Source organism: Eudoraea algarum (genome assembly GCF_050589645.1).
GTDB lineage: Bacteria > Bacteroidota > Bacteroidia > Flavobacteriales > Flavobacteriaceae > JBNGOQ01.
This window is the reverse complement of the sequence record NZ_JBNGOQ010000003.1, coordinates 20,266-42,655: the sequence shown is the minus strand read 5'-3', so window position 1 is coordinate 42,655 and position 22,390 is coordinate 20,266. Positions and strand designations below refer to the sequence as shown.

Genomic DNA, 22,390 nt, shown 5'->3' with positions numbered 1-22,390 from the left:
GCTTTTGTTACAAAAACAGGGTGCCAATTTCTGATGTAGGCAAATATAAGCTTGCCAAAAGCTGTTGGAACGGAATATATGGTAAGCGGTAAATATCAAAACCCGAACGGGTGATCAACTTTAGAAGATAGTTACTTTCTTTGCGGGGGGTATTTGGAAAAAACCTTGGCCACTACCCTGTTCAGAACATCTTCCCGAACACTTGGCGAGGCATTGTCCCTATAGGAGCTCTCACTAACGCCTTGCCAGAAGAGTGCGTCTTTTTGACTATCGACAAAATCGAAAATAATTTCCCGCGATAGATTGGGTTGCCCAACCGGTATGCCTATGGAGACACCTCCACCAACATTTCTCCCTGACCCGCCCAGGCCAACGCCCACGGCACTGTTGCTTGGGCTCCTATAGGACCTGCTCTGAATATTGATCAAAAAATCAGGCTCTTCGGCCTTCAAAATTCCTTTCGCCTGCATTGCGGAATCTACCGCTTTTATCAAACGTTTGGTATCCAGATCGCTTAGGCCGGTATCCATGTCCGGGTAGTAATTGTACGTCGTATAATTGGAAAAATCCGTTCCCTTGTCATAGTCATAGTCTACCCGTACCGCATTGCACGACCCAAGGAGCAGGACCAATAACACAAAAGATAGCTTTTTCATGACCAGGACTTTATATAAAAATAATGAAAATAGTAGTTGGCCCGTAAGAAAGCGGGGCTTAATCGTTCAACAGTATCCAGAGTTTATCCTTTAGCTCCTGCAATCCCAATTGGGCAACGGAGGAGATGAACATGTAGGGCGCATTTAGGTCGCGGTCCAGTTCTGTCCTCATTTCGGCCATTAATTCGTCATCCAACATATCACTTTTGGAAATGGCTACCAGACGGTCCTTGTCCAAGAGTTCTTTGTTGTACCGACGAAGCTCATCGAGCAAAATTTCGTATTCCTTGCTGATGTCATTGCTATCGGCGGGTATCAAAAAAAGTAGGGTAGCGTTCCGCTCAATATGTCTAAGGAAATAGTGCCCCAGGCCCTTGCCCTCGGCAGCTCCTTCAATAATCCCAGGAATATCGGCCATCACAAAGCTCTTAAAATCCCGATATTGCACAATCCCCAAATTGGGTTTTAGCGTGGTAAATTCGTAGTCGGCGATCTTTGGTTTTGCCGAGGTGAGTACGGAAAGCAGGGTTGATTTTCCCGCATTCGGGAAGCCTACCAATCCCACATCGGCCAACACTTTCAATTCCAGGGTAATTTGCCTTTCCTGTCCTGGTATCCCTGGTTGGGCATACCTTGGGGTCTGGTTGGTAGGACTTTTAAAGTGCCAATTTCCACGGCCGCCCATGCCGCCTTCCACGACAATTTTTTCCTGTTGGTCCTCTGTGATTTCAAACAGTATTTCATTTGATTCCGTATCACGGACCACCGTACCGAGTGGGACATCCATGTATACGTCCTCTCCTTGGGCGCCACTACTTCTGTTTTTGCTCCCATGGCCACCATGCTCAGCTTTAAAATGTCGTTGGAACTTGTAGTTGAGGAGCGTCCATAAATTTTTATTGCCCCGTATGATGACATGGCCCCCTCGGCCTCCATCACCCCCATCAGGCCCACCCTTGGTGATATATTTCTCCCGATGTAGGTGTACAGATCCCTTGCCTCCATTTCCTGAAGCCACATACATCTTTACATAATCTACAAAATTGCCCTCGGTCATTATCTAAAGCAAGAATTACAAAGTTAGGAATACCCTCATCTTGTTATATTGAAACTAAAGTACCATATCGTACCTAAAACATTGTCTTTGTCAGTATGAAGGCTATTTTGTCACCAGAACGCTAGCCAGCACATTAATTATTGCAGTTTCCATCCGCTATATCCTGTCTGGAAGGATTATATAAATTGGAAATCACGTCATAATCACCCGAATACCCGCTATTTATTAGGGTCTGTAGGCCACATAAATCCGACAATAAGATATTGTCATTTATCTTTAAACTCCCACCTATTGAGGACAAACTGATAAGACCATCAAGATTGGTTAATTCTGGATTGGAACTTATTGTTAGAGATCCCACTATCACAGTTAAGCTTCCCATCCCATTAATATCCTTCAAAACTTCATTGTTTTCTATCAAAACATCGATTCCCTCGATAGCGCTGAGGTTGTTTATCCCGTCCAAATTGGTCAATAAAGGGTTGTCCGATATACGTAAGCTTCCTCCAATACGGGTCAAATTTTGCAACGCGTCTATATTCGTAAATACGCTCTCTCTAATTTCTAAATCCGAGCTAAGAGTGACCAAGTTAGTTAAGCCGTCAATATTTGTCAGAAGCGGGTTGCTCAGTATCCTTAGTCCTCCCATGGATGTGACATTGCTCAATCCACTTAAGTTGGTCAATGAGTCGTTAAACATTATTGAGGACCAGGAACCCGAAGGACCGAAGGAGGAAATTTTTATCAAACCATCTACGTGCTGCAAAGATGTATTGGAAAACAAAATTAAAGCTCCCTGTACACTGGACAAACTGCTTAAACCATCAAGGTCGGTCAAGTTCCCATTTCCGGAAATCTCCAAATTTCCTTCTATAGAAATCAGACCATCCATACCTACAAGCCCTGTCAAAGCACTGTTGCTGTTTATTATCAGGTTATTTCCAATTGATACCAGCTTGCTAAGGCCGTGCAAGGAGGTCAACGCATCATTGTTGTCGATTTGTACAGTACCTGGAACGTTGGTCATGTTGCTCAAACCATCTACATTGACCAAACTGCTATTTTTAGAAATTTTAAGGCTCCCCTTAGTTGTGGCTATTTTGGACAGGCCATTAATATTTGTTAAAGACTCGTTACCAATAATCTCAATGCTCACACCACCGTTTACTACATTGTCTTTGATACCTTCTATGGACGTTAAATTACTTAATCCATCCAAATCGGTTAAATCATCATTTTCATAAATTACCAGGGCTCCGCCAATAACCGACAAATTCTCCAATCCATCAATATTGGTCAATTTTGGATTAGACCTTAGGGTTAAATCCTTTCCCACTGAGGTAGTAGTATTACCCACTGAGGTTATATTAATCAATCCGTCCAAATTGGTCAAAACCGAGTTTCTCTCTATGCTAATTCCATCCTTGACCACAGCAAGGTTGCTCAATCCGTCTACATTGGTTAGGGCGAGGTTGGATTTTATTACCAAAAACCTATCTAATGATGTAAGTCCGCTCAGGGCATCCAAATTGGTAATCGAGGAGTTTTCCTCAATAAAATCGCCTATTATTAAACCTCCTGCGATTTCCGTATATCCCTGATTTCCAAAATCGTCCACTTCCTGTTGTGTTGATAAGGTTACATCACCCAAAAAGACTTTTGCAGGTTCACTTAGGGTGGTAAAACTCAATTCATTACCATACGCTGTACCTGCGCTATTGGTAGCATAAGCCCTTACGAAATACGTTGTATTATCTTGTAACCCGCTTAGGGTAGCAGTAAAACTACTTTCTCCGGTACCGCTGTTGATGGCACTATCTTCAACCACTGGATTAGGTTCAACACTCCAACAAACCCCCTTAGCTGTTATATTAGCACCTCCGCTAGAAGTAATGCTGCCCCCACCCATTGCAGAGTTATCTGTTAAATTTGTTACAACTGCCGTGGTAACTATGGGAAGTGAAATCTCCACCGTGCCAGTAGAATCACCGCCATTTTTGCTACAACTGAGAAATAGTAATAATGAAAGATATACAACTTGGATTCTCTTCATGTTTAAAAGGTTCAGTGTTAGAATTAGGACATAAATGATTAAGACTGCCAAGAAGTTCTAAATCCTACGAGATTTCAAATCTACTCATAAGGTATCTATAACCAGGCCCAATCGCTCGGTTATCTCTTCAATGGACCCAATACCGTCCACACTGTGAAATTTTTCCTGTTTGGTATAGTACCGCCGTAGGGGAGCGGTTTTTTGATTGTATTCCTCAAAACGGTTCCGGATCTTGTCGCCATTTTGATCATCGGGTCTTCCACTTTGTTTACCACGTTCCAAGAGGCGTTCTACCAAGACATCGTCACTGGCTTCCAGGGCGATCGTAGCATTGATTTCCATGCCCTTGGATTCCAAAAAGTTATCTAGGGCCTCTGCTTGGGCCGTGGTACGGGGAAATCCGTCAAAAATAAAACCCCCGGCCTCCGGGTTTTTTTCCACTTCATCCTGTAGCATTTTTATGGTGAGTTCATCAGGAACCAAATCGCCATGATCCATGTATTCCTGAGCCTTTTTGCCCAGCATCGTCCCATTTTTGATATTATAGCGGAAAACATCCCCGGTAGAGATATGTTTTAAGTTGTAACGGTCTTTTAAAAACTGGGCCTGGGTACCTTTGCCGGCCCCCGGTTTTCCGAATAAAACAAGATTGATCATAGGTTTTTGGTTTAGTTGGTATACCGCCCTTAGGTTTCTGCCCAGTTCATTGTAATCGAGGCCATAACCCACAATAAACTTGTCCGGAATTTCGATGCCGAAATAGTCTACGGGATATTCCCCCTTATAGACAGACGATTTATAGAACAAACTGGCTATCTTAAATTCTTTGGCATGGGTATTGGAAAACAAATGGACCAATTCCTTTACGGTACGGCCGGTATCTATAATATCCTCGAGAATGATAACGCTCCTTCCTTCAATATTATCGGGAACGTCCAAAAGGGTTTCCACAATTCCTGTGGAGGTAAGCCCCCTATAGGAACTCAGCTTAACAAAGGAGACTTCGCAGGGGTAATCGTACGCTTTTAAAAAGTCCGAAACAAACATGAAAGCTCCGTTCAAAACCCCCACAAAAATAGGCACCTCATCCTTATAGTCCCTTGCTATGGCATCGGCGAGTTTTTTAACCGCGGCATGTATTTGGTCTTCGCTTAGGAAAGGCTTGAAATATTTGTCGTGTAACTTTATCAATGGTAAAATTTTTATAAGATGGCAAAGATAACACTTTGATTTCTCTTTTTTACGCCTATGCGATTGGTTTCTAAGATTTAGATGTATTTTTGTGCCCATAGCATTATTAGCCTATTAGTAAGGGAAAAAGGGATTATTGATGAATTATTTTTCTTCCGATTTTAAAATGGGAATCCTGGGAGGGGGTCAATTGGGAAAAATGCTGTTGAACGTGACCCGTAAGTTCGATATTTATACCCAGGTACTGGATCCTTCCGAAACCGCTCCCTGCCGCACAGGTTGCAACGCGTTCTTTACCGGCGATCTGCTTGATTTTGATTCGGTGTACGCCTTTGGAAAAGACGTAGATGTCCTTACCATTGAAATTGAAAAGGTGAATATTGAAGCTTTGGAAAAACTGGAGCATGAAGGGGTAAAGGTATTCCCGCCCACTGGAGCCTTGCATATTATTCAGAACAAAGCGAAGCAAAAACTTTTTTACAGGGACAAACAGATTCCTACCGCTCCTTTTGTTCGCTTTGCCTACACCAGTGAAATCCACGATAGCCTTGCCAATGGGGGACTGTCCCTACCCTTTGTTTGGAAAAGCGCCCAATTTGGATATGACGGGCAGGGCGTAAAAATTATTCGTGCCCTACAGGATCTGGACGGACTTCCCAATGTTGAATGCATTGCCGAGGAATTGGTACCCTTCAAAAATGAGCTTGCCGTAATCGTTGCAAGAAGCGTTAGCGGACAGGTCACCACCTATCCCGTGGTAGAAATGGAGTTTCACCCTGAGGCCAATCAGGTAGAATATGTAATCTGTCCGGCCCGAATAGCATCGCATGTAGCCCAAAAAGCTCGGGAGATAGCATTACAGGTGTCCGAAAAAATAGGGCATGTAGGACTTTTGGCGGTAGAAATGTTTCAGACTGTGGAAGATGAAATTTTGGTGAACGAAGTGGCTCCAAGACCTCATAATAGCGGGCATTATAGCATTGAGGCCAGTTATACCGATCAGTTCGAGCAGCATATCAGAGCCATTCTGGATCTCCCCTTAGGTAGTACCGATAGCAAAGTAGCGGGGATTATGGTAAATTTGGTCGGTGCGGAGGGCCATACCGGGGACGTGGTCTACCAAAATATGGAGGAAGTCCTCAGATTGGAGGGCGTTACGCCCCATATTTACGGAAAGAAACAAACCAGGCCCTTTCGTAAAATGGGCCATGTTACCATAGTGAACAACGACATGGTCAAGGCCAGGGAAATAGCACAAAAAGTAAAAGAAACGATCAAGGTAATAAGCAATTAGTTATGAGCAAAGTAGCAGTCGTGATGGGAAGTACTAGCGATCTCCCGATTATGCAGGAGGCGGTGGATATTCTAAAGGGTTTTGATATTGAAGTGGATGTAGACATCGTATCGGCACATAGAACACCTGAAAAATTATTCAACTTTGCCAAGAACGCACACAAAAAGGGGTACGCCGTAATCATTGCAGGAGCAGGAGGTGCGGCCCATTTACCAGGAATGGTGGCTTCCCTTTCCCCATTGCCCGTTATTGGGGTGCCCGTAAAAAGCAGTAATTCCATAGACGGCTGGGATTCGGTACTTTCCATCCTCCAAATGCCGGGCGGCGTGCCTGTGGCCACGGTAGCCCTAAACGGTGCGAAAAACGCGGGTATCCTTGCGGCCCAAATCTTAGGGTGCGCCGATAATTGTGTATTGGACAAAATTTTGGTCTACAAGGAAGGGCTAAAGGAAAAAGTAATCCAAGGAGCCCAAAACCTACCAAACAAAAAACAGTAATCACTTCAGATCAGACCGATACTCTTTCTTCGGTCCCAAAGCGTAAATAGCTAAAGAACATGAGCAACCCCTTATTGAAACCCTTCGATGCGGCCCCATTTTCCAAAATCCGCAATGCGCATTTTAAACCAGCATTTTTGCAGGCCATGGCCGACGCCCGAAAGGAAATTGACGCCATTACCGATACGCCCAGTGAACCCACCTTTGCAAATACCATTGAGGCGCTCGAATATACAGGCCAGCAACTAGATCGCATTTCCAGTATTTTCTTCAACCTCAATTCGGCAGAGACCAATACGGAAATTCAACAAATAGCACAGGACGTATCCCCGCTCCTATCTGAATTCAGTAACGATATTACCCTAAACGAAAAGTTGTTCGCCCGGGTCAAGGCCGTATATGACGTGCGGGAGCAACTGCAGTTAAGCACGGAACAACGGACCTTGCTGGAGAAGAAATACAAGAATTTTAGTAGGAACGGGGCAAATCTCCCCAAGGACAAAAAAACCCAACTGCGAAAAATAGATGCGGAACTCGCCAAACTAAAACTAAAATTTGGAGAACATGTCCTGGCCGAGACCAATGCCTATGAAATGTTGCTTACCAAGCAGGAAGACCTGGATGGGCTGCCCGAAGGGGTCAAGGAAGCCGCCGCGCAATTGGCAAGATCTAGGGACAAATCCGGGTGGCTGTTTACTCTTGATTACCCGAGCTACATTCCTTTTATGAAATATGCCAAAAAAAGGGAACTGCGAAAAAAACTAGCACTGGCCTTTGGCAGTAAGGGCTTTAAGGGAGATGCGTTGGACAATACAGAAAATGTGTTGCGTATTGCAAAACTACGCCACGAACGTGCCAATATCCTAGGGTATGCCACACATGCAGATTTTGTTTTGGAAGAACGTATGGCAGAGACCCCAAAGAAGGTGTTGGCGTTCCTAAACGAGCTGTTGGAAAAGGCCAAGCCCGCGGCGGAAAGGGAGTTCAGGGAATTGGAAGAGTTTGCGCGGGAATTGGATGCCATAGACCATTTGGAAAAATGGGACAATGCCTATTATTCCGAAAAACTAAAACAGAAACGTTTTAATTTGGACGATGAAATCCTAAAACCCTACTTTAAGTTGGAACAGGTCATCGACGGCGTCTTTACGGTGGCCAATAAATTATTCGGTCTGGAGTTCCAGGAAGTGTTCGATATTGACAAATATCACGAAGAGGTAAAAACCTATAAGGTATACGACGGTGAGCAGCAGTTCGTTTCGCTCTTCTATGCCGATTTCCATCCCAGGGCGGGGAAAAGGGGTGGTGCTTGGATGACCTCCTACAAACCTCAATATGTACAGCATGGAACCACCGTGCGCCCCCATATTTCCAATGTGTGCAACTTTACCAAGCCCACGGAGCGTAAACCGTCATTACTGACCTTCAACGAGGTCACCACCCTGTTCCATGAGTTTGGCCATGGCCTGCACGGTATGTTGGCCAACACCATCTACCCAAGCCTATCGGGCACCTCGGTGTATTGGGATTTTGTGGAATTGCCCAGCCAGATTATGGAAAACTGGTGTTACGAAAAGGAAGCCTTGGAGTTGTTTGCCACGCACTATGAGACCGGGGAACCCATCCCCATGGAACTGGTTCAAAAAATCAAGGACTCGGCAAACTTCCAGGAGGGTATGGCAACACTGCGCCAACTGAGTTTTGGGTTTCTGGACATGTCCTGGCACGGAACGGATCCCTCTGCCATAACCGATGTAAAACGATACGAGACCAAGGCCTTTGCAGGCACCAATTTATTCCCCGATACTCCGGAAACCTGTATGAGTACGGCCTTCTCACATATCTTCCAAGGAGGTTATGCCTCCGGCTATTACAGCTATAAATGGGCAGAGGTCCTGGATGCGGATGCCTTTGCCTACTTTAAGGAGAAAGGGCTATTTAACCAGGAGGTGGCAACCAAATTTAAAGAACATGTGCTTTCCAAAGGGGGCACGGAAAACCCTATGGAACTCTATAAACGATTTCGGGGCAGTGAGCCCAAGGTAGAAGCCTTACTGGAAAGGGCAGGTCTTGTCAAAAAAGCCTCCTAAAGGTATAGGGAAGCGCCTTATTGGCCTGCTTTTTGCCATAGGGCGCAAATCTTACCCCCTGAGATTGTGGCGTACCGCCTTTTACCCTAAAGGCAAGGTATTGTTGGTTCTATCTTCTAACGGCCAGAGGGTTGAGTGGTAAGGATACGGACCGAATTCCTTTTTCTATATCATTTTGTGAAAGTTCTGTGATAGGTTTTGATTTTATTTGTGCCAACCTAAGTTAATGCCCGCCAAGAAGACCACTGGTAACGTCCATTTCGCCCATAGTGCTTATGGATTGGAAATAAACGTATTCATTAACAAAAAATCCTTTAAATTTGGAACTTTCTAACAACACCATGGTAACGCATCAATTAAATCCGGAAAAATGGGTGGACCTCTATGCAGACTATCTGTTCAACTATGCAGTAGCTAGAGTCAGTAATTCTGAAATAGCTAAGGATCTGGTTCAGGAAACCTTCTTTGCCGGATTGAACTCCGCCAAAAATTACAAAGGGGATGCTGCAGAACGGACCTGGCTTATTGCCATTCTCAAACGAAAGGTAATAGACCACTATCGAAAAATAAATTCCAATAAAGGAAAAGCGGAGGTCCGTATTAACTATAACTCCAATAGCGACTCGGATGGGGATTGGTTAGAGGAACAGGTGGCCGATCCATTTAGCAAGTTGGAAAATGACACCTTGGAAAACGAGGAATTGGGACTGGCCATTCAAGAATGCATTACAAAATTGCCAAAAAAACAATCCCTGGTGTTTACGATGAAGACCATTCAGGGAATCAGCACCGAAGATATTTGTAATGAATTGGGAATTAATCCGTCCAACTTATGGGTAATGATCCATAGAGCGCGAACCGCACTTATGGGCTGCCTTAATCAAAATTGGTATTAAACTATGATTTCTTGCGAAGAAGCAGCAATTATATGCAATAAAAGTCAGTACAAGGAAGCAACGTTTTTAGAGAAAATGAAGCTGCGTTTCCATTTATTTATGTGCAAAACCTGTTCTGCCTTCACCAAGAAGAATACGGAATTCACGACCCTATGCGAAAAGGCCAACCTTCAAAGTCTTTCCGAAATGGAAAAGGTGAAGATGAAAAAGGAATTAAGGGATAAACTATAGTCCTACCCCTCTAGATACCAGACAAGACCCCACCAAAGAATAGGTATGCCCTCTATCCAAAAAGAGGAAAAATACGTGGATTGCTCTTTCTTGGTCACAAGCATAAGCACACATAGGACCGCAAAAAGTGCGGCCTTTGCCCAAATTTCCACAGGAGCAAGATGGTCCTTTAAAAAACTTAGCAGAAAAAAGATCAGGGCCGCTATGCCTCCGATTACCAAGGTCGTAGATACGCCATAACGTTGAGGGATCGTTTTCAACGCCGCCGCATCGTACTTTAAATCGCGGATTTCAAAGGGTATCATCAGGATCAGCACCAGAACAAAGCGCTGGGTACATTCTATCCAAACATCCCAAGAAAGGGCCTCTTCAACAGCGATTACAGGTAGAATTACGGTAGTTCCGGCCCAAACCAATGCCACGGGAAAGATCTTAAAACCACCTAAACTCCTCAGATTCTTGGCACTGGGCAGTACCGGAAGGGCGTAGAGCGCTGTTAGGCCCATAAGCACGGCAAAAGCGATCCAAACATCCCAAGAGAAAAAATATGCATGGTAGGCTGCGATGCCCAAGGCGATAAAACTCGCGAACTGGATGTTTTTATGATAGCGATTGGCCACTAAAATATACTTTTCGGCCTCAACGCCATATTTTACAAAATTGTAGCAAGCTATGGTACTGAAAAAGACAAAATACAAGAGATGGGCGTTAGCTTCCACGTCCAGAAAATAGACGGTGACCTGCATAAGGCCAACTACCGCCAAGGCCACATGAACACTGGCATCCAGATAAAAATCAAAAATGCGCTTCAACCACCTCATGGTACAAAAGTAGCCAAACTGTTCATAAGGTAGATCTATGGTTAAAAACTTTAAGTTCCAACAGGGTTAAATTGTCTTTTTTACAAGAATTAATCAGTAATTTTACGCCTTTACTTTTATAGCATATGAGGACAGACAATTTTGCATCGCGCCACATCGGCATAAGGCAAGAAAACCTTCAACACATGTTCAAAACGGTGGAGGTAGAAGACATGGAACAACTCATCTATGAGACCATTCCGGATGACATTAAACTCCAAGGCCCACTGCAGCTTTCCCCAGCCATGGAAGAACATGAGTTCCTAGGCCATATACAGGAGCTTTCTAAAAAAAATAAGGTGTTCAAGAGCTATATTGGACTGGGATACCACGAATGTATTACCCCATCGGTCATCCTGAGGAACATTTTGGAGAACCCCGGCTGGTATACCGCCTATACACCCTACCAGGCAGAGATTGCGCAAGGGCGACTCGAAGCCTTATTGAATTTTCAGACCATGGTCTGTGATCTTACTGGGATGGAGCTCGCCAATGCCTCGCTTCTTGATGAAAGTACCGCTGCCGCCGAAGCAATGACCATGCTCTTTGATGTGAGGAGTCGCGACCAAAAAAAGAACGGGGTCCTAAAGTTTTTCGTCTCCGAAGAGGTGTTGCCCCAGACACTGTCCCTATTGCAGACCCGATCTAAACCCCTGGGCATACAGTTGGAAGTGGGCGATCATGAAAAATTCACTTTTGGTTCGGATTTTTACGGAGTGCTGCTCCAATATCCCGGAAAGTACGGACAGGTACACGAGTATAGCGGATTTGCCGAAAAAGCACAGGCAGCGGGCATTAAAATAGCCGTGGCGGCCGATATCCTCAGTCTCGTGCTGTTGACCCCTCCAGGAGCGTTTGGTGCGGACGTGGTCGTTGGCACCACCCAACGTTTTGGAATCCCCTTGGGTTACGGCGGACCGCATGCTGCTTTTTTTGCAACCCGTGAGGCATATAAAAGAAGTATTCCGGGCAGAATTATTGGGGTAACCCGGGATGTGGACGATAAACCGGCCCTGCGTATGGCCCTACAGACCCGAGAACAACATATTAAAAGGGACAAGGCCACTTCCAATATTTGCACGGCCCAGGTTTTGTTGGCTGTTATGGCCGGAATGTACGCCGTATATCACGGACCTAAAGGCTTGACCACTATTGCCAACAAAGTACACGCAAGTGCCGTGACCCTAGTAGACCATTTGGAAAAGCTGGGTGTATACCAGATCAATACCGGCTATTTTGATACCATTGCCGTAAAGACAAATGCCAAAAAAATAAGGGTGGTAGCCGAAAATAAAGAGGTAAACTTCCTATATGTAGACGAAGAAACGGTTTCCATAGCGGTAAATGAGACCACAAGCTTGAAAGATCTTGCCCAAATCATCTCAATTTTTGCCGAGGCCCTGGGAAAAGATTCCATAGCGCCTCCTACCGCCCTCGCTTCCAAAGTAGCCGTCCCGGAAAGTACCAATCGTACTTCCCCTTTCCTTGAAAATAATATATTCAATGCCTTTCATTCGGAAACCGAATTGATGCGTTATATTAAAAAATTGGAAAGAAAGGACTTGGCCTTGAACCATTCCATGATTTCGTTGGGTTCCTGCACCATGAAACTGAATGCTGCCTCTGAAATGTTACCGTTAAGTTGGGCGCAATGGGGCAATATTCACCCCTTTGTTCCTGTGGAGCAGGCCAAGGGTTACCAAATTGTCCTAAAGGAATTGGAAAAGGATTTAACGGCAATTACCGGCTTTGCGGGAACATCCCTTCAACCCAATTCAGGTGCCCAAGGGGAGTATGCCGGACTAATGACCATACGGGCCTATCACGAATCCCGGGGTGAAGGACATCGAAATATTTGTATTATACCGGCATCGGCCCATGGAACCAATCCGGCCTCAGCGGTCATGGCGGGAATGCAGGTGGTGGTGACCAAAACCGATGAAAAAGGGAACATAGATGTCCAGGATCTTGAAGAAAAAGTAAGCTTGCATTCCGATAAGCTTGCCGCACTCATGGTCACCTATCCTTCCACACATGGGGTTTTTGAATCGTCTATAAGGTATGTCACCCAAATGATCCATGAGCATGGGGGCCAAGTTTATATGGACGGTGCCAATATGAATGCACAGGTAGGCCTTACCAATCCGGCGACCATAGGGGCCGATGTTTGCCATCTCAATCTGCATAAAACATTTGCCATTCCCCATGGAGGTGGAGGTCCTGGCGTTGGGCCTATATGCGTTGCGGAACAACTGTTGCCTTTCCTTCCAGGGAACCCAGTAATCAAGACTGGTGGCGAAAAAGCCATTTCTGCGATCTCTTCGGCACCTTGGGGAAGTGCCCTGGCCTGTCTTATTTCCTACGGATATATCAAAATGTTGGGGGAAAGCGGACTGACCCAATCGACAAAAATTGCCATTTTAAACGCCAACTACATCAAAAATAGACTACGAGGTGGGTTTAATGTGCTATATACCGGTGAAAATGGTAGGGCTGCACATGAAATGATTATCGACTGTCGACCGTTTAAGCAAAACGGTATTGAAGTGACCGATATTGCAAAGCGATTGATGGATTACGGATTCCACGCACCAACGGTTTCCTTTCCAGTGGCGGGAACCCTTATGATAGAGCCAACGGAAAGTGAGAGTCTGGCGGAGTTGGATCGTTTCTGCGATGCCATGCTAAGCATTAGACAGGAAATCGATGAGGCCAAAACGCCCAACAACGTCTTAAAAAATGCGCCACATACGTTGGATATGGTGACCAGTGATACCTGGGACTTTCCATATACACGTGAAAAAGCCGCATTTCCGTTGTCCTATATCCGCGAAAACAAATTTTGGCCTAGCGTAAGAAGGGTAGATGATGCATATGGAGACCGTAATTTGATATGTACCTGTGCACCCATACAGGCCTATGCCGAAATATAAGAACCGTAATAAATTAGGTGGTTTAGGGGTTTTCTGGCACGTAATCAAGGTTTTTTGACCTTTGTTATCCGGTTTTTGACCGTGGTGGATATCGTATTACATCTTATGCGCGCATAAGATGTAGAGGAATGTACCCTATATTTGGTTTCTACAAACCAACATCTGCTGCTATGAATATTGGTATTACGGGCACGGGCTGCTACATTCCCTCGGTGATAGCTTGCAACGAGGACTTTGGTGATCATGAGTTTTTAAATTCTGACGGCACCCCTTTCACGTATTCCAATGATGTCATCATTGAAAAGTTTAAAGCCATTACGGGAATCGGGGAAAGGCGCTACGCCAAAAAACAGCTGAACACCTCCGACCTCGGGTACAGAGCGGCCAAAAAAGCGATAGCTAGTGCGGGACTGGATGCGGAACATCTGGATTACATCATCTTTGCCCACAATTTTGGAGACGTTTCCTTTGGCCAGGACCAAGGGGATACCTTACCAAGCTTGGCCACTAGGGTAAAACATCAACTGCAGATCAAAAATCCAAAATGTGTCGCTTATGATCTTCTGTTTGGTTGCCCCGGCTGGATCGAGGGCGTAATACAGGCCAATGCCTTCATTAAAAGTGGCATTGCCAAAAGCTGTCTGGTCATTGGGGCGGAAACGCTTTCCAGGGTGGTGGATAAACACGACAGGGATTCCATGATCTATTCGGACGGCGCCGGTGCCACTATCATTGAGGCCTCCGAAGATTCGGGCACTATTTTGTCGCACGCTTCGGCCACCCACGCCAACGGAGAAGCCTATCATCTATTTTTTGGGAACTCGTACAATAAAGCGAACGACGAGCACAGGCGGTATATTAAAATGTACGGGCGAAAAATCTATGAGTTCGCGGTTACCCATGTGCCGAAAGCCATGAAAGACTGTTTGGACCAAAGCGGTGTGGCCATTGGCGCGGTCAAAAAGATATTCATACACCAGGCGAACGAAAAAATGGACGAGGCCATAGTGCGCCGCTTTTACAAATTATACAACCTGGAAGTACCTCAAGGTATCATGCCCATGAACATCCATAAAATGGGAAATAGTTCCGTAGCTACCATACCCACTCTTTACGATATGGTGCGTCATGGAAAATTAAAGAATCAGGCGCTCGGGAAAGGAGATGTTGTTATATTTGCAAGTGTTGGTGCCGGAATGAACATCAACGCCATAGTATACCGATATTAAAAACCCTCAGGGCAAAACAATGTACGAAAATAACTTTCCAAGTAAGCGCTATGCCCGTACCCTATCCTTTCTAAAAAAACATATTGCCCCCAAGTCCTCAATATTGGATCTTGGTGTGGACAATCCTTTTTCAAAGATCATGAGAGAACAAGGGTACCAGGTTGAAAACACCCATGGAGAGGACCTGGATACGGATTTTTCCCAGGTTTCATCTTCGGAGGCCGAAGTGGTCACCGCTTTTGAAATTTTTGAGCACCTCATTGCCCCTTTTAATGTGTTGAGTGCTATACCTGCCGATAAGTTGGTGGCGAGCATCCCCTTGCGATTATGGTTTTCCTCAGCCTATCAGAGCAAAACGGACCCGTGGGATAGGCACTATCACGAATTTGAGGATTGGCAGTTCGATTGGCTGTTAGACAAAGCCGGATGGGAAATAAAGGACCGGGAAAAATGGACCAATCCCGTAAAAAAGATCGGTTTTAGGCCTTTGCTCCGACGCTTTACCCCTAGGTATTATATTGTCTATGCAGAACGGAAAAAGCCAAACCCTTAGGTTTATCTATGAAGTATTACGTGGTTATCCCTGCGCATAACGAAGCTGATTTTCTGGCGGGTGCACTGCAGTCCGTTGGGGAACAGCAATTGTTGCCCAAGCGTGTAGTTGTGGTAAACGATAATTCAACGGATGCCACGGAATCCATAATCGATGATTTTGTGGCCCGGGATACCTTGTTTCAAAAAGTAAATATCAGTTCTTCTACCCTTCATTTGCCAGGAAGCAAGGTAATAAACGCGTTTAATGCAGGCTTGGATCAGCTGGATTCCGATTTCGATTTTATTGTCAAGCTCGACGCCGATGTGCTGCTGCCCAAAGACTATTTTGAGCAAATAGCAACTATCTTTAGCAACCGACCCAAGGTGGGTATTGCCGGTGGGTTTGCCTATGAGCAAAATGAACATGGGGAATGGAAATTGAACCATCCCATGAACAAAGTCTTCGTTCGAGGTGCTTTTAAGTCGTATACAAAGGCCTGTTTTGAAGCCATTGGAGGCCTAAAAAATGCCATGGGATGGGATACCTTGGACGAACTGTTGGCGCGGCACCATGGGTTTACTACCTATACCGAAGAATCGCTACATGTTAAACAACTGAGACCAGTGGGGAGGGCCTATGACGCAAAAGCAAAATTATTACAGGGAAAAGCGATGTATACCTTGCGATATGGTTTTTTGATCACCACTATAGCTTCGGCAAAAATGGCGGTCAAACAAGGTGCTCTCCGCATTTTTTTCAACAATATGGTCGGGTACTTCAAGGCAAGAAAAGAACGCACCCCCTATCTGGTCACCCCGGAGGAGGGAAAGTTCATTCGCAAATTTCGTTGGAAGGGCATACGGGACAAATTATTCCAACCTTAGGCAAAAGGCCTTGGGAACGGAATACGGGTCTTAAAAACAAGTGACAGACATAAGATTTGCAATCTTAATCCTGGTCCACCACGGTCCTCCTAACATGTTAATCAAGCACCATCTCCAAGGGTGTGCCCGTGGTGCCATTCGGAAATGCGATGCCCAGCAGTACAGCTAGGGTCGGGGCAATATCCGGTATTTCTGTTCTTTTCACCGTACTTCCCTTTTTAAAACCCTTTCCATAGAACAAAAGGGGCACGTGGGTATCATAGATCTGCGGGGTACCATGGGTTGACCCCGTTTTTGGGTATTTTATGAACCCGGGTTTTAGCACCACCAAAATGTCGCCAGAACGTTTTTGGTTGTACCCGTTTTGCAAAATGTACGGTATGCCCCGTGTATATTGATTTTGCCTCATTTGATCCGCGGTATATACTTGATACACGGCATCATAGGTGAGTAGTTCCTTGGCAATGCGCTCCTGCACCTGTCCTACCTCCAAATCTAGATTCTCTATAATCTTGTGGTCCAGAAAAAATTGATAGTTCGAAAAATGTTTAACAATATCCGTGGTGCCATAGGTATACTTTAGAAAGGTATCAAATGTCGATTTTATATCCTCGTATTCCATATAGCCGGCAGGGATCTTTTTGTCCTTTAAATAACTTGGGACCTGGACGGCCCCATGGTCTGCCGTCAAAAAGACGCTGTATTCATTTGCCCCCACCTCCTTATCCAAGCTATTGAGAAGACGTTCCAAATCCCTGTCCAATCGCAGATAGGTATCCTGAACTTCCTTGGAATCCACACCATACATATGGCCCACATAGTCCGTACTGGAAAAGCTGACCGCTAAAAAATCCGTAATGGTGTCGGCTCCCAAATCTTCGGCCACCAAGGCGGCCAAGGCAAAATCTGTTGTAATACTATTCCCGTAGGCGGTAGATTTTAAAATATCGAACTGTTCATTGGCGTCCCACAGTGCTACCAGATCATGTGGAAAAATAGGGGCGTTTTCCCCTTGGAACAGGCCCTCGTAGGCATTATTGTCCAAAACACTTTCCACATAGGAGCCCTTGTCCTTGAACGTGGTCCATGGTTTTTTGTACTGCGCTACCGCATCCGATAGGTTGTAATCCTTGACCCACTGGGGCAGGTCGTCCATGTAAAACGAACTGCTTATCCAATGACCCTCTCCGGAACCGTGAAACCAGTATGCCGCATTGGCCATATGCCCGCCAGGGAGCACTGCCCCACGATCCTTTAAGGCGACCGCTATCACTTTTCCCCGTGTTTGGGTATGCAACCGTAGCTGATCGGTTATGGTGGTCACCTGCATGCGGTGGGGAGACATTTTTCCGGCCTCCGATTCGGTTCCCAGAGATTGATAGGTATCATCCGATGCACAATATATTTCTTCGTCCAAAACTTTGTCGTACCAATGGTTGCCAATGATACCGTGCGTGGACGGCGTAGTTCCCGTATAGACCGAGGCGTGTCCTGGTCCCGTACTCGTAGGAGCATAGTTAAAATGGTTGTTCCTGCAATTGAACCCATCATTGACCAAGCGTTTAAATCCGCCTTGTCCATAGTGCTCCCAAAAGCGCGTAAGATAGTCGTAGCGCATTTGATCAACCACGATTCCAACCACCAATTTAGGGGCAGTACCAATGGTAGGGGCAATTTGTTCTGGAGGGCCGTTCTTTGATTTTCGTTGGGCCTCCACTTGATGTGAATAGCCTACAATCAGAAGAACGGCAATGAAACGAAAAAGGCGCATGTAATCCATATTGAAAATTTGATGCGTAAAAATAACCAATAAAACTCGTTTAACTTTAATTGGAAATTAAATGATGGCTAATATTGTTATTTTTACATGAAGAAGTCTATTTTTACTCCATGAACTACATAGCATCCATTGGCAGCTATTTTCTAATGCTTCGCGAGGTTTTAAAAAAACCTACAAAATGGCCGGTAATGAAGTCCTTGATTTTAAAGGAAATAGATGAGCTAATATTCAACTCCATGGGCATCATCATTTTTATTTCCTTTTTTATCGGTGGCGTAGTGACCATTCAAACGGCGCTGAACCTAAACAGTCCCTTGATTCCAAAGAGTTTAATCGGTTTTGCCACAAGACAGTCCGTAATCCTCGAATTCGCTCCTACTTTTACTTCCATTATTATGGCCGGAAAGGTAGGATCCTACATTACCTCCAGTATAGGCACCATGAGGGTTACCGAACAGATAGACGCCCTGGAGGTCATGGGGGTCAATTCACTTAACTACCTGGTATTTCCCAAAATAATAGCGATGCTCATTTACCCTTTTGCCATAGCAATTGCCATGTATACGGGCATCTTAGGTGGTTGGATTGCCGGAGTGATCGGCGGGTTCAGTTCCAGTGCGGATTTCGTAAAAGGGGTACAACTGGACTTTATTCCATTCCATGTTACCTATTCTTTTATCAAAACCATTGTATTCGCCTTTATTATCGCTACCGTCCCTTCTTTTCATGGTTATTATATGAAAGGCGGGGCCCTGGAGGTAGGAAAGGCCAGTACCACTGCCTTTGTTTGGACCAGTGTGGTCATTATTATCTTAAACTATATTCTAACACAACTGCTATTGGGCTAATGATAGAAGTAACCAACATACACAAATCGTTTGGCGACGCCCATGTTCTAAAGGGTATTACCACTTGTTTTGACAAGGGCAAGACCAATCTGATCATCGGACAGAGCGGATCTGGCAAAACGGTCTTTCTCAAGTGTCTTTTGGGCCTCTTTACTCCTGAACAAGGTTCTATCTGTTACAATGGCAGAGTCTACTCCGATCTTTCGGGTGACGAACAGCGTGATCTGCGCCAAGAAATGGGTATGGTATTCCAGGGTAGTGCGCTCTTTGATTCCATGACGGTAGAGGGCAATGTCATGTTTCCCTTGGAGATGTTCACCCATCAGTCCAAATCGGAAATGCGAGATCGAGTGGATTTTGTACTGAAAAGGGTAAACCTGATCGATGCGCATCACAAATATCCTTCTGAAATTTCGGGGGGCATGCAAAAAAGGGTGGCCATTGCCCGGGCCATTGTGATGAACCCAAAATATCTTTTCTGTGATGAGCCCAATTCGGGTCTAGATCCCAAAACCGCAATTTTAATTGATAACCTCATCCAGGAGATTACCAAGGAATACGATATCACTACTGTTATCAACAGTCACGATATGAATTCGGTAATGGAAATTGGTGAAAAAATCATCTTCTTAAAGGATGGCCACAAAGAGTGGGAAGGCAGTAACAAGGAAATCTTTAAGACCGACAATGAAGCGGTGACCAATTTTGTCTATTCTTCCGAACTCTTCAAAAAAGTAAGGCAAATGTACATTGAGGAAAGGAACTAGTTCTTTATTTGCCTAAGCTGAATTTTATTGTCCTTTACCCGTAGCTTTAACCATTCACTTAACTTTTTGGAATCTGTGTTTATCTGGTTTCTTGTAGATCCCTCCTTCCAAGCTACCTCAAAAACCGGAATGGTATCTATTTTCTTAAAGTCGGTAAGTACGGTATAGGAAAAACCCAAAGAGGAAATATTGTCGTAATTGGCCTTTGCCTCGGCGCTGATGTCCTGAAACGGAATCTGCTTGGATGCCCGTTTACTAAGGTTGGCCACTTCGGCCTCAAGAATACGGATACGTTCATCCTTATTCAAGAGTTCCGCTTTTTTGGACTCGTACAGCTCGTTGACAAAATTGAACTTTTCCTCCGAGTCGTCCTTTCCTCCCTGTACTACTCTCAATTCCGTATCCTGCAATTTGGAGTAGTTGTTTTTTTGCGTTCGCCAGGTGGCGATCACGTTTTCCGGGATGAGTTCGTCTCCCATACAGACCAGCTCAATTACAGATCCCTCGTCCGGTCTAAAATTTATGGCGGTAAGGTCCTTTAAATACCTGCCACCACTTTGGAACTGATAGACCGCGATGGTCTCGTTGATCAGCTCTTGGGCCTGTATCTTAAATCGGGATTCTTGAAATACGTTGTAAAAGGTTATCCCGGCAGGAATCATCACCAAAATGGCCAATAAGGAGGCCAAACGCGCAATAAGTCGCCTTTTTTTGGAATTTACATAGCGTACCATGGGAAACCGCAATAGTTTCAACACCAGAAAAGTAGCCAGTGCAATAAAAATGGTGTTGATACTAAAGAGGTACATAGCGCCCAGGGCATATTCAAAATTCCCTATCGCCAGTCCAAAACCCACAGTGCACAGGGGCGGCATCAAGGCCGTAGCAATGGCAACACCAAAAATCACGGTGGCAATGGTTCCTTTCTTCGCCCTCGCAATGACTAAAGCAAGACCCCCAAAAAAGGCAATAAGCACATCCCGAATATCCGGGGCCGTGCGGGCCAGCAGTTCAGACGATTCATCACGTAGTGGGAAAAAATAAAAAAACAAAAAGGCAGTAATGACACTGAGCACTACCATCACCGCGAAATTCTTAAGGGAGCGCCTCAAGGTATCTATATCATTAATGGCCAAGGACATACCTATCCCCAAAATAGGGCCCATGAGCGGCGATATTAACATGGCGCCAATAACCACAGCGGTAGAATTGGCATTCAGCCCGACCGAAGCTATGAAAATGGAACAGATAAGAATCCAGGACGTATGCCCCTTGAACGGAATATCGGTCACGATAGAGGCCTTGGTAGCCTCCTGATCCGTATTTTTTCTAATATCGAGAAGTTCTGAAAGAAACTTTTTTGAACTCCCGAGAAGCCCTTTAAAGTCTTTCTTTACATCTTCACCTGTTTCATGTACATTGGGTGAATCAAAATCACCCTGTTCCGTATTTTCACTCATACTTAGGTGTACTGGTCTCCGTATTTGTCTTTTACCTTGCCAAGCATTTTTTTAATGTCCTGTTCCTTGGATTTGGGAAAAATCAATAGCACTTCTTTTTTGTCCACAATGATATAATCGTTCAACCCATCTATGACCACGACCTTTCCCTTTGGGGAACGGATCATATTTCCGGAGGCGTCCTCACTGATGACCTTACTGTTGACCACTGCATTTTGATCGCTATCCTTACCCAGCTTATCATAGAGAGATCCCCAGGTACCTAGATCGTTCCAATCAAAGGAAGCCGGAAGTACATATATGGCCTTGGATCGTTCCAAGATAGCATAATCTATTGAAACATTTTCGGCCCTGCCATAATTTTCCTTTATAAAGGCTTGTTCATCCTCTGTATTGTAGTATCCCAAACCGGCTTGAAATAGCACGTGCAATTGTGGTTGATATTGTTCAAAAGCGTCCACAATGGTACCCACGCCCCAGATGAATATACCCGCATTCCACAAAAAATTACCTTGCTTTAGGAACTCTTTTGCGGTTTTATAATCCGGTTTTTCGCGAAATTGGTGCACTTTCCTAAGTCCTGTCTTTTCTTCCTGTCCTTTCTCACATTCGATATAACCAAAACCCGTATTGGGAAAGGTTGGCGTAATTCCCAGGGTACACAGTACCTTTTCCTGCCCGCATTTGTCAAAACAGCTTTCAACATCCGAAGCAAAGGCTACTTCGTCCTCGATCCAATGATCACTGGGCGCAACGATCATTACGGCATTCGGGTTCTTTTTCTGGATCTTAAGGGATGCGTACAGAATACAGGGCGCCGTATTTCGCATGGCAGGTTCAAGAACCACCTGTTCCTGTTCCACTTCGGGCAATTGTTCCAGCACCAAATCGTTGTATTTCTCATTGGTCAGGATCAAAATATTTTCGGAGGGCACAAATTTGTTAAGCCTATGGAAGGTCTTTTGTATCAAGGTTTCCCCTGTTCCCAACATATCGTGGAACTGCTTTGGATATGAGCTCGTGCTTACCGGCCAAAATCTGGAGCCGACCCCGCCGGCCATTAAAACGGCATAATAGTTTTTGTTCATATTTACGATCAAAAATTAATCCGCTGCTCCGTTTCGGACAG

At 45.0% G+C, this 22,390-nt stretch carries 18 protein-coding genes; 10 read left to right on the top strand and 8 right to left on the bottom strand.

The annotated features are described in order from the left end of the window. Nucleotides 1–131: 131 nt before the first annotated feature. The 4 genes from ACRD67_RS10970 to ACRD67_RS10955 form a co-directional block, all read right to left on the bottom strand. Nucleotides 132–656 carry a DUF4136 domain-containing protein gene (locus tag ACRD67_RS10970; RefSeq protein ID WP_430967193.1) on the bottom strand — a complete coding sequence of 175 codons (525 nt, stop codon included), beginning with the start codon at nt 654–656 and terminating at the stop codon, nt 132–134. A gap of 58 nt (nt 657–714) precedes the next feature. Then, nucleotides 715–1,713, bottom strand: coding sequence for a GTPase ObgE (gene obgE / locus ACRD67_RS10965; protein WP_430967192.1), 999 nt, complete (start codon nt 1,711–1,713; stop codon nt 715–717). 133 nt (nt 1,714–1,846) lie between these two features. Further along, nucleotides 1,847–3,766 carry a hypothetical protein gene (locus ACRD67_RS10960; protein ID WP_430967191.1) on the bottom strand — a complete coding sequence of 640 codons (1,920 nt, stop codon included), beginning with the start codon at nt 3,764–3,766 and terminating at the stop codon, nt 1,847–1,849. Between the two features lie 84 nt (nt 3,767–3,850). Then, complete coding sequence (locus tag ACRD67_RS10955; protein ID WP_430967190.1) at nt 3,851–4,957, bottom strand: adenylate kinase; 1,107 nt, start codon at nt 4,955–4,957, stop codon at nt 3,851–3,853. A 139-nt stretch (nt 4,958–5,096) separates the two neighbouring features. Here ACRD67_RS10955 and ACRD67_RS10950 point away from each other — a divergent pair, with 139 nt between their 5' ends. From ACRD67_RS10950 to ACRD67_RS10935, 4 genes are all read left to right on the top strand, one after another. After that, on the top strand, nt 5,097–6,251 hold the full coding sequence (locus ACRD67_RS10950; RefSeq protein ID WP_430967189.1) for a 5-(carboxyamino)imidazole ribonucleotide synthase: 1,155 nt from the start codon (nt 5,097–5,099) through the stop codon (nt 6,249–6,251). 2 nt (nt 6,252–6,253) lie between these two features. Then, nucleotides 6,254–6,748 (top strand): 5-(carboxyamino)imidazole ribonucleotide mutase, encoded by a 495-nt coding sequence (purE, locus tag ACRD67_RS10945; RefSeq protein WP_430967188.1) that lies wholly within the window; start codon nt 6,254–6,256, stop codon nt 6,746–6,748. 59 nt (nt 6,749–6,807) lie between these two features. Further along, entirely contained in the window at nt 6,808–8,838 is a 2,031-nt protein-coding gene (locus tag ACRD67_RS10940; protein WP_430967187.1) for a M3 family metallopeptidase, read from the top strand. 341 nt (nt 8,839–9,179) lie between these two features. Then, entirely contained in the window at nt 9,180–9,734 is a 555-nt protein-coding gene (locus ACRD67_RS10935; protein WP_430968039.1) for a sigma-70 family RNA polymerase sigma factor, read from the top strand. Nucleotides 9,735–9,967: 233 nt separating this feature from the next. On the opposite strand, the gene ACRD67_RS10930 is transcribed toward ACRD67_RS10935, so the two are convergent. Next, the gene (locus ACRD67_RS10930) at nt 9,968–10,786 is read right to left on the bottom strand and encodes a UbiA prenyltransferase family protein (RefSeq protein ID WP_430967186.1); all 819 of its coding nucleotides are present in this window, start codon (nt 10,784–10,786) and stop codon (nt 9,968–9,970) included. 125 nt (nt 10,787–10,911) lie between these two features. On the opposite strand from ACRD67_RS10930, the gene gcvP reads away from it, so the two are divergent. The 4 genes from gcvP to ACRD67_RS10910 all read left to right on the top strand — a co-directional run bounded on the left by gcvP (nt 10,912) and on the right by ACRD67_RS10910 (nt 16,406). Beyond that, entirely contained in the window at nt 10,912–13,758 is a 2,847-nt protein-coding gene (gcvP, locus tag ACRD67_RS10925) for an aminomethyl-transferring glycine dehydrogenase (RefSeq protein WP_430967185.1), read from the top strand. Between the two features lie 170 nt (nt 13,759–13,928). Further along, nucleotides 13,929–14,987: a 3-oxoacyl-ACP synthase III family protein gene (locus ACRD67_RS10920; RefSeq protein ID WP_430967184.1), complete on the top strand. Its 1,059-nt coding sequence runs from the start codon at nt 13,929–13,931 to the stop codon at nt 14,985–14,987. A 19-nt stretch (nt 14,988–15,006) separates the two neighbouring features. After that, nucleotides 15,007–15,540, top strand: coding sequence for a class I SAM-dependent methyltransferase (locus tag ACRD67_RS10915; protein ID WP_430967183.1), 534 nt, complete (start codon nt 15,007–15,009; stop codon nt 15,538–15,540). Between the two features lie 8 nt (nt 15,541–15,548). Further along, nucleotides 15,549–16,406, top strand: coding sequence for a glycosyltransferase family 2 protein (locus ACRD67_RS10910; protein ID WP_430967182.1), 858 nt, complete (start codon nt 15,549–15,551; stop codon nt 16,404–16,406). A 97-nt stretch (nt 16,407–16,503) separates the two neighbouring features. Here the strand turns inward: ACRD67_RS10910 and pafA are convergent, their stop codons facing one another. Next, the gene (pafA, locus tag ACRD67_RS10905; RefSeq protein ID WP_430968038.1) at nt 16,504–18,177 is read right to left on the bottom strand and encodes an alkaline phosphatase PafA; all 1,674 of its coding nucleotides are present in this window, start codon (nt 18,175–18,177) and stop codon (nt 16,504–16,506) included. Between the two features lie 119 nt (nt 18,178–18,296). Here pafA and ACRD67_RS10900 point away from each other — a divergent pair, with 119 nt between their 5' ends. Together ACRD67_RS10900 and ACRD67_RS10895 are read left to right on the top strand one after the other, a co-directional pair. Continuing rightward, nucleotides 18,297–19,034, top strand: a complete 738-nt coding sequence (locus ACRD67_RS10900) for an MlaE family ABC transporter permease (protein WP_430967181.1) — start codon at nt 18,297–18,299, stop codon at nt 19,032–19,034. After that, nucleotides 19,034–19,801, top strand: a complete 768-nt coding sequence (locus tag ACRD67_RS10895) for an ABC transporter ATP-binding protein (RefSeq protein ID WP_430967180.1) — start codon at nt 19,034–19,036, stop codon at nt 19,799–19,801. The genes ACRD67_RS10900 and ACRD67_RS10895 overlap by 1 nt, the downstream gene beginning before the upstream one ends. Here ACRD67_RS10895 and ACRD67_RS10890 read toward each other — a convergent pair. Continuing rightward, nucleotides 19,798–21,261 (bottom strand): DUF389 domain-containing protein, encoded by a 1,464-nt coding sequence (locus ACRD67_RS10890; RefSeq protein WP_430967179.1) that lies wholly within the window; start codon nt 21,259–21,261, stop codon nt 19,798–19,800. The two genes, ACRD67_RS10895 and ACRD67_RS10890, sit on opposite strands and share 4 nt — an antisense overlap. Nucleotides 21,262–21,263: 2 nt before the next feature. Next, nucleotides 21,264–22,349, bottom strand: coding sequence for a mannose-1-phosphate guanylyltransferase (locus ACRD67_RS10885; protein WP_430967178.1), 1,086 nt, complete (start codon nt 22,347–22,349; stop codon nt 21,264–21,266). Nucleotides 22,350–22,390 lie beyond the last annotated feature (41 nt).

Excerpts from the sequence above, each read along its gene's own strand:
- ACRD67_RS10970 (WP_430967193.1), bottom strand. The coding sequence starts at position 656 with ATGAAAAAGCTATCTTTTGTGTTATTGGTCCTGCTCCTTGGGTCGTGC.
- obgE (WP_430967192.1), bottom strand. The coding sequence starts at position 1,713 with ATGACCGAGGGCAATTTTGTAGATTATGTAAAGATGTATGTGGCTTCA.
- ACRD67_RS10960 (WP_430967191.1), bottom strand. The coding sequence starts at position 3,766 with ATGAAGAGAATCCAAGTTGTATATCTTTCATTATTACTATTTCTCAGT.
- ACRD67_RS10950 (WP_430967189.1), top strand. The coding sequence starts at position 5,097 with ATGAATTATTTTTCTTCCGATTTTAAAATGGGAATCCTGGGAGGGGGT.
- purE (WP_430967188.1), top strand. The coding sequence starts at position 6,254 with ATGAGCAAAGTAGCAGTCGTGATGGGAAGTACTAGCGATCTCCCGATT.
- ACRD67_RS10940 (WP_430967187.1), top strand. The coding sequence starts at position 6,808 with ATGAGCAACCCCTTATTGAAACCCTTCGATGCGGCCCCATTTTCCAAA.
- ACRD67_RS10935 (WP_430968039.1), top strand. The coding sequence starts at position 9,180 with ATGGTAACGCATCAATTAAATCCGGAAAAATGGGTGGACCTCTATGCA.
- ACRD67_RS10930 (WP_430967186.1), bottom strand. The coding sequence starts at position 10,786 with ATGAGGTGGTTGAAGCGCATTTTTGATTTTTATCTGGATGCCAGTGTT.
- gcvP (WP_430967185.1), top strand. The coding sequence starts at position 10,912 with ATGAGGACAGACAATTTTGCATCGCGCCACATCGGCATAAGGCAAGAA.
- ACRD67_RS10920 (WP_430967184.1), top strand. The coding sequence starts at position 13,929 with ATGAATATTGGTATTACGGGCACGGGCTGCTACATTCCCTCGGTGATA.
- ACRD67_RS10915 (WP_430967183.1), top strand. The coding sequence starts at position 15,007 with ATGTACGAAAATAACTTTCCAAGTAAGCGCTATGCCCGTACCCTATCC.
- ACRD67_RS10910 (WP_430967182.1), top strand. The coding sequence starts at position 15,549 with ATGAAGTATTACGTGGTTATCCCTGCGCATAACGAAGCTGATTTTCTG.
- pafA (WP_430968038.1), bottom strand. The coding sequence starts at position 18,177 with ATGCGCCTTTTTCGTTTCATTGCCGTTCTTCTGATTGTAGGCTATTCA.
- ACRD67_RS10900 (WP_430967181.1), top strand. The coding sequence starts at position 18,297 with ATGAACTACATAGCATCCATTGGCAGCTATTTTCTAATGCTTCGCGAG.
- ACRD67_RS10895 (WP_430967180.1), top strand. The coding sequence starts at position 19,034 with ATGATAGAAGTAACCAACATACACAAATCGTTTGGCGACGCCCATGTT.
- ACRD67_RS10890 (WP_430967179.1), bottom strand. The coding sequence starts at position 21,261 with ATGAGTGAAAATACGGAACAGGGTGATTTTGATTCACCCAATGTACAT.
- ACRD67_RS10885 (WP_430967178.1), bottom strand. The coding sequence starts at position 22,349 with ATGAACAAAAACTATTATGCCGTTTTAATGGCCGGCGGGGTCGGCTCC.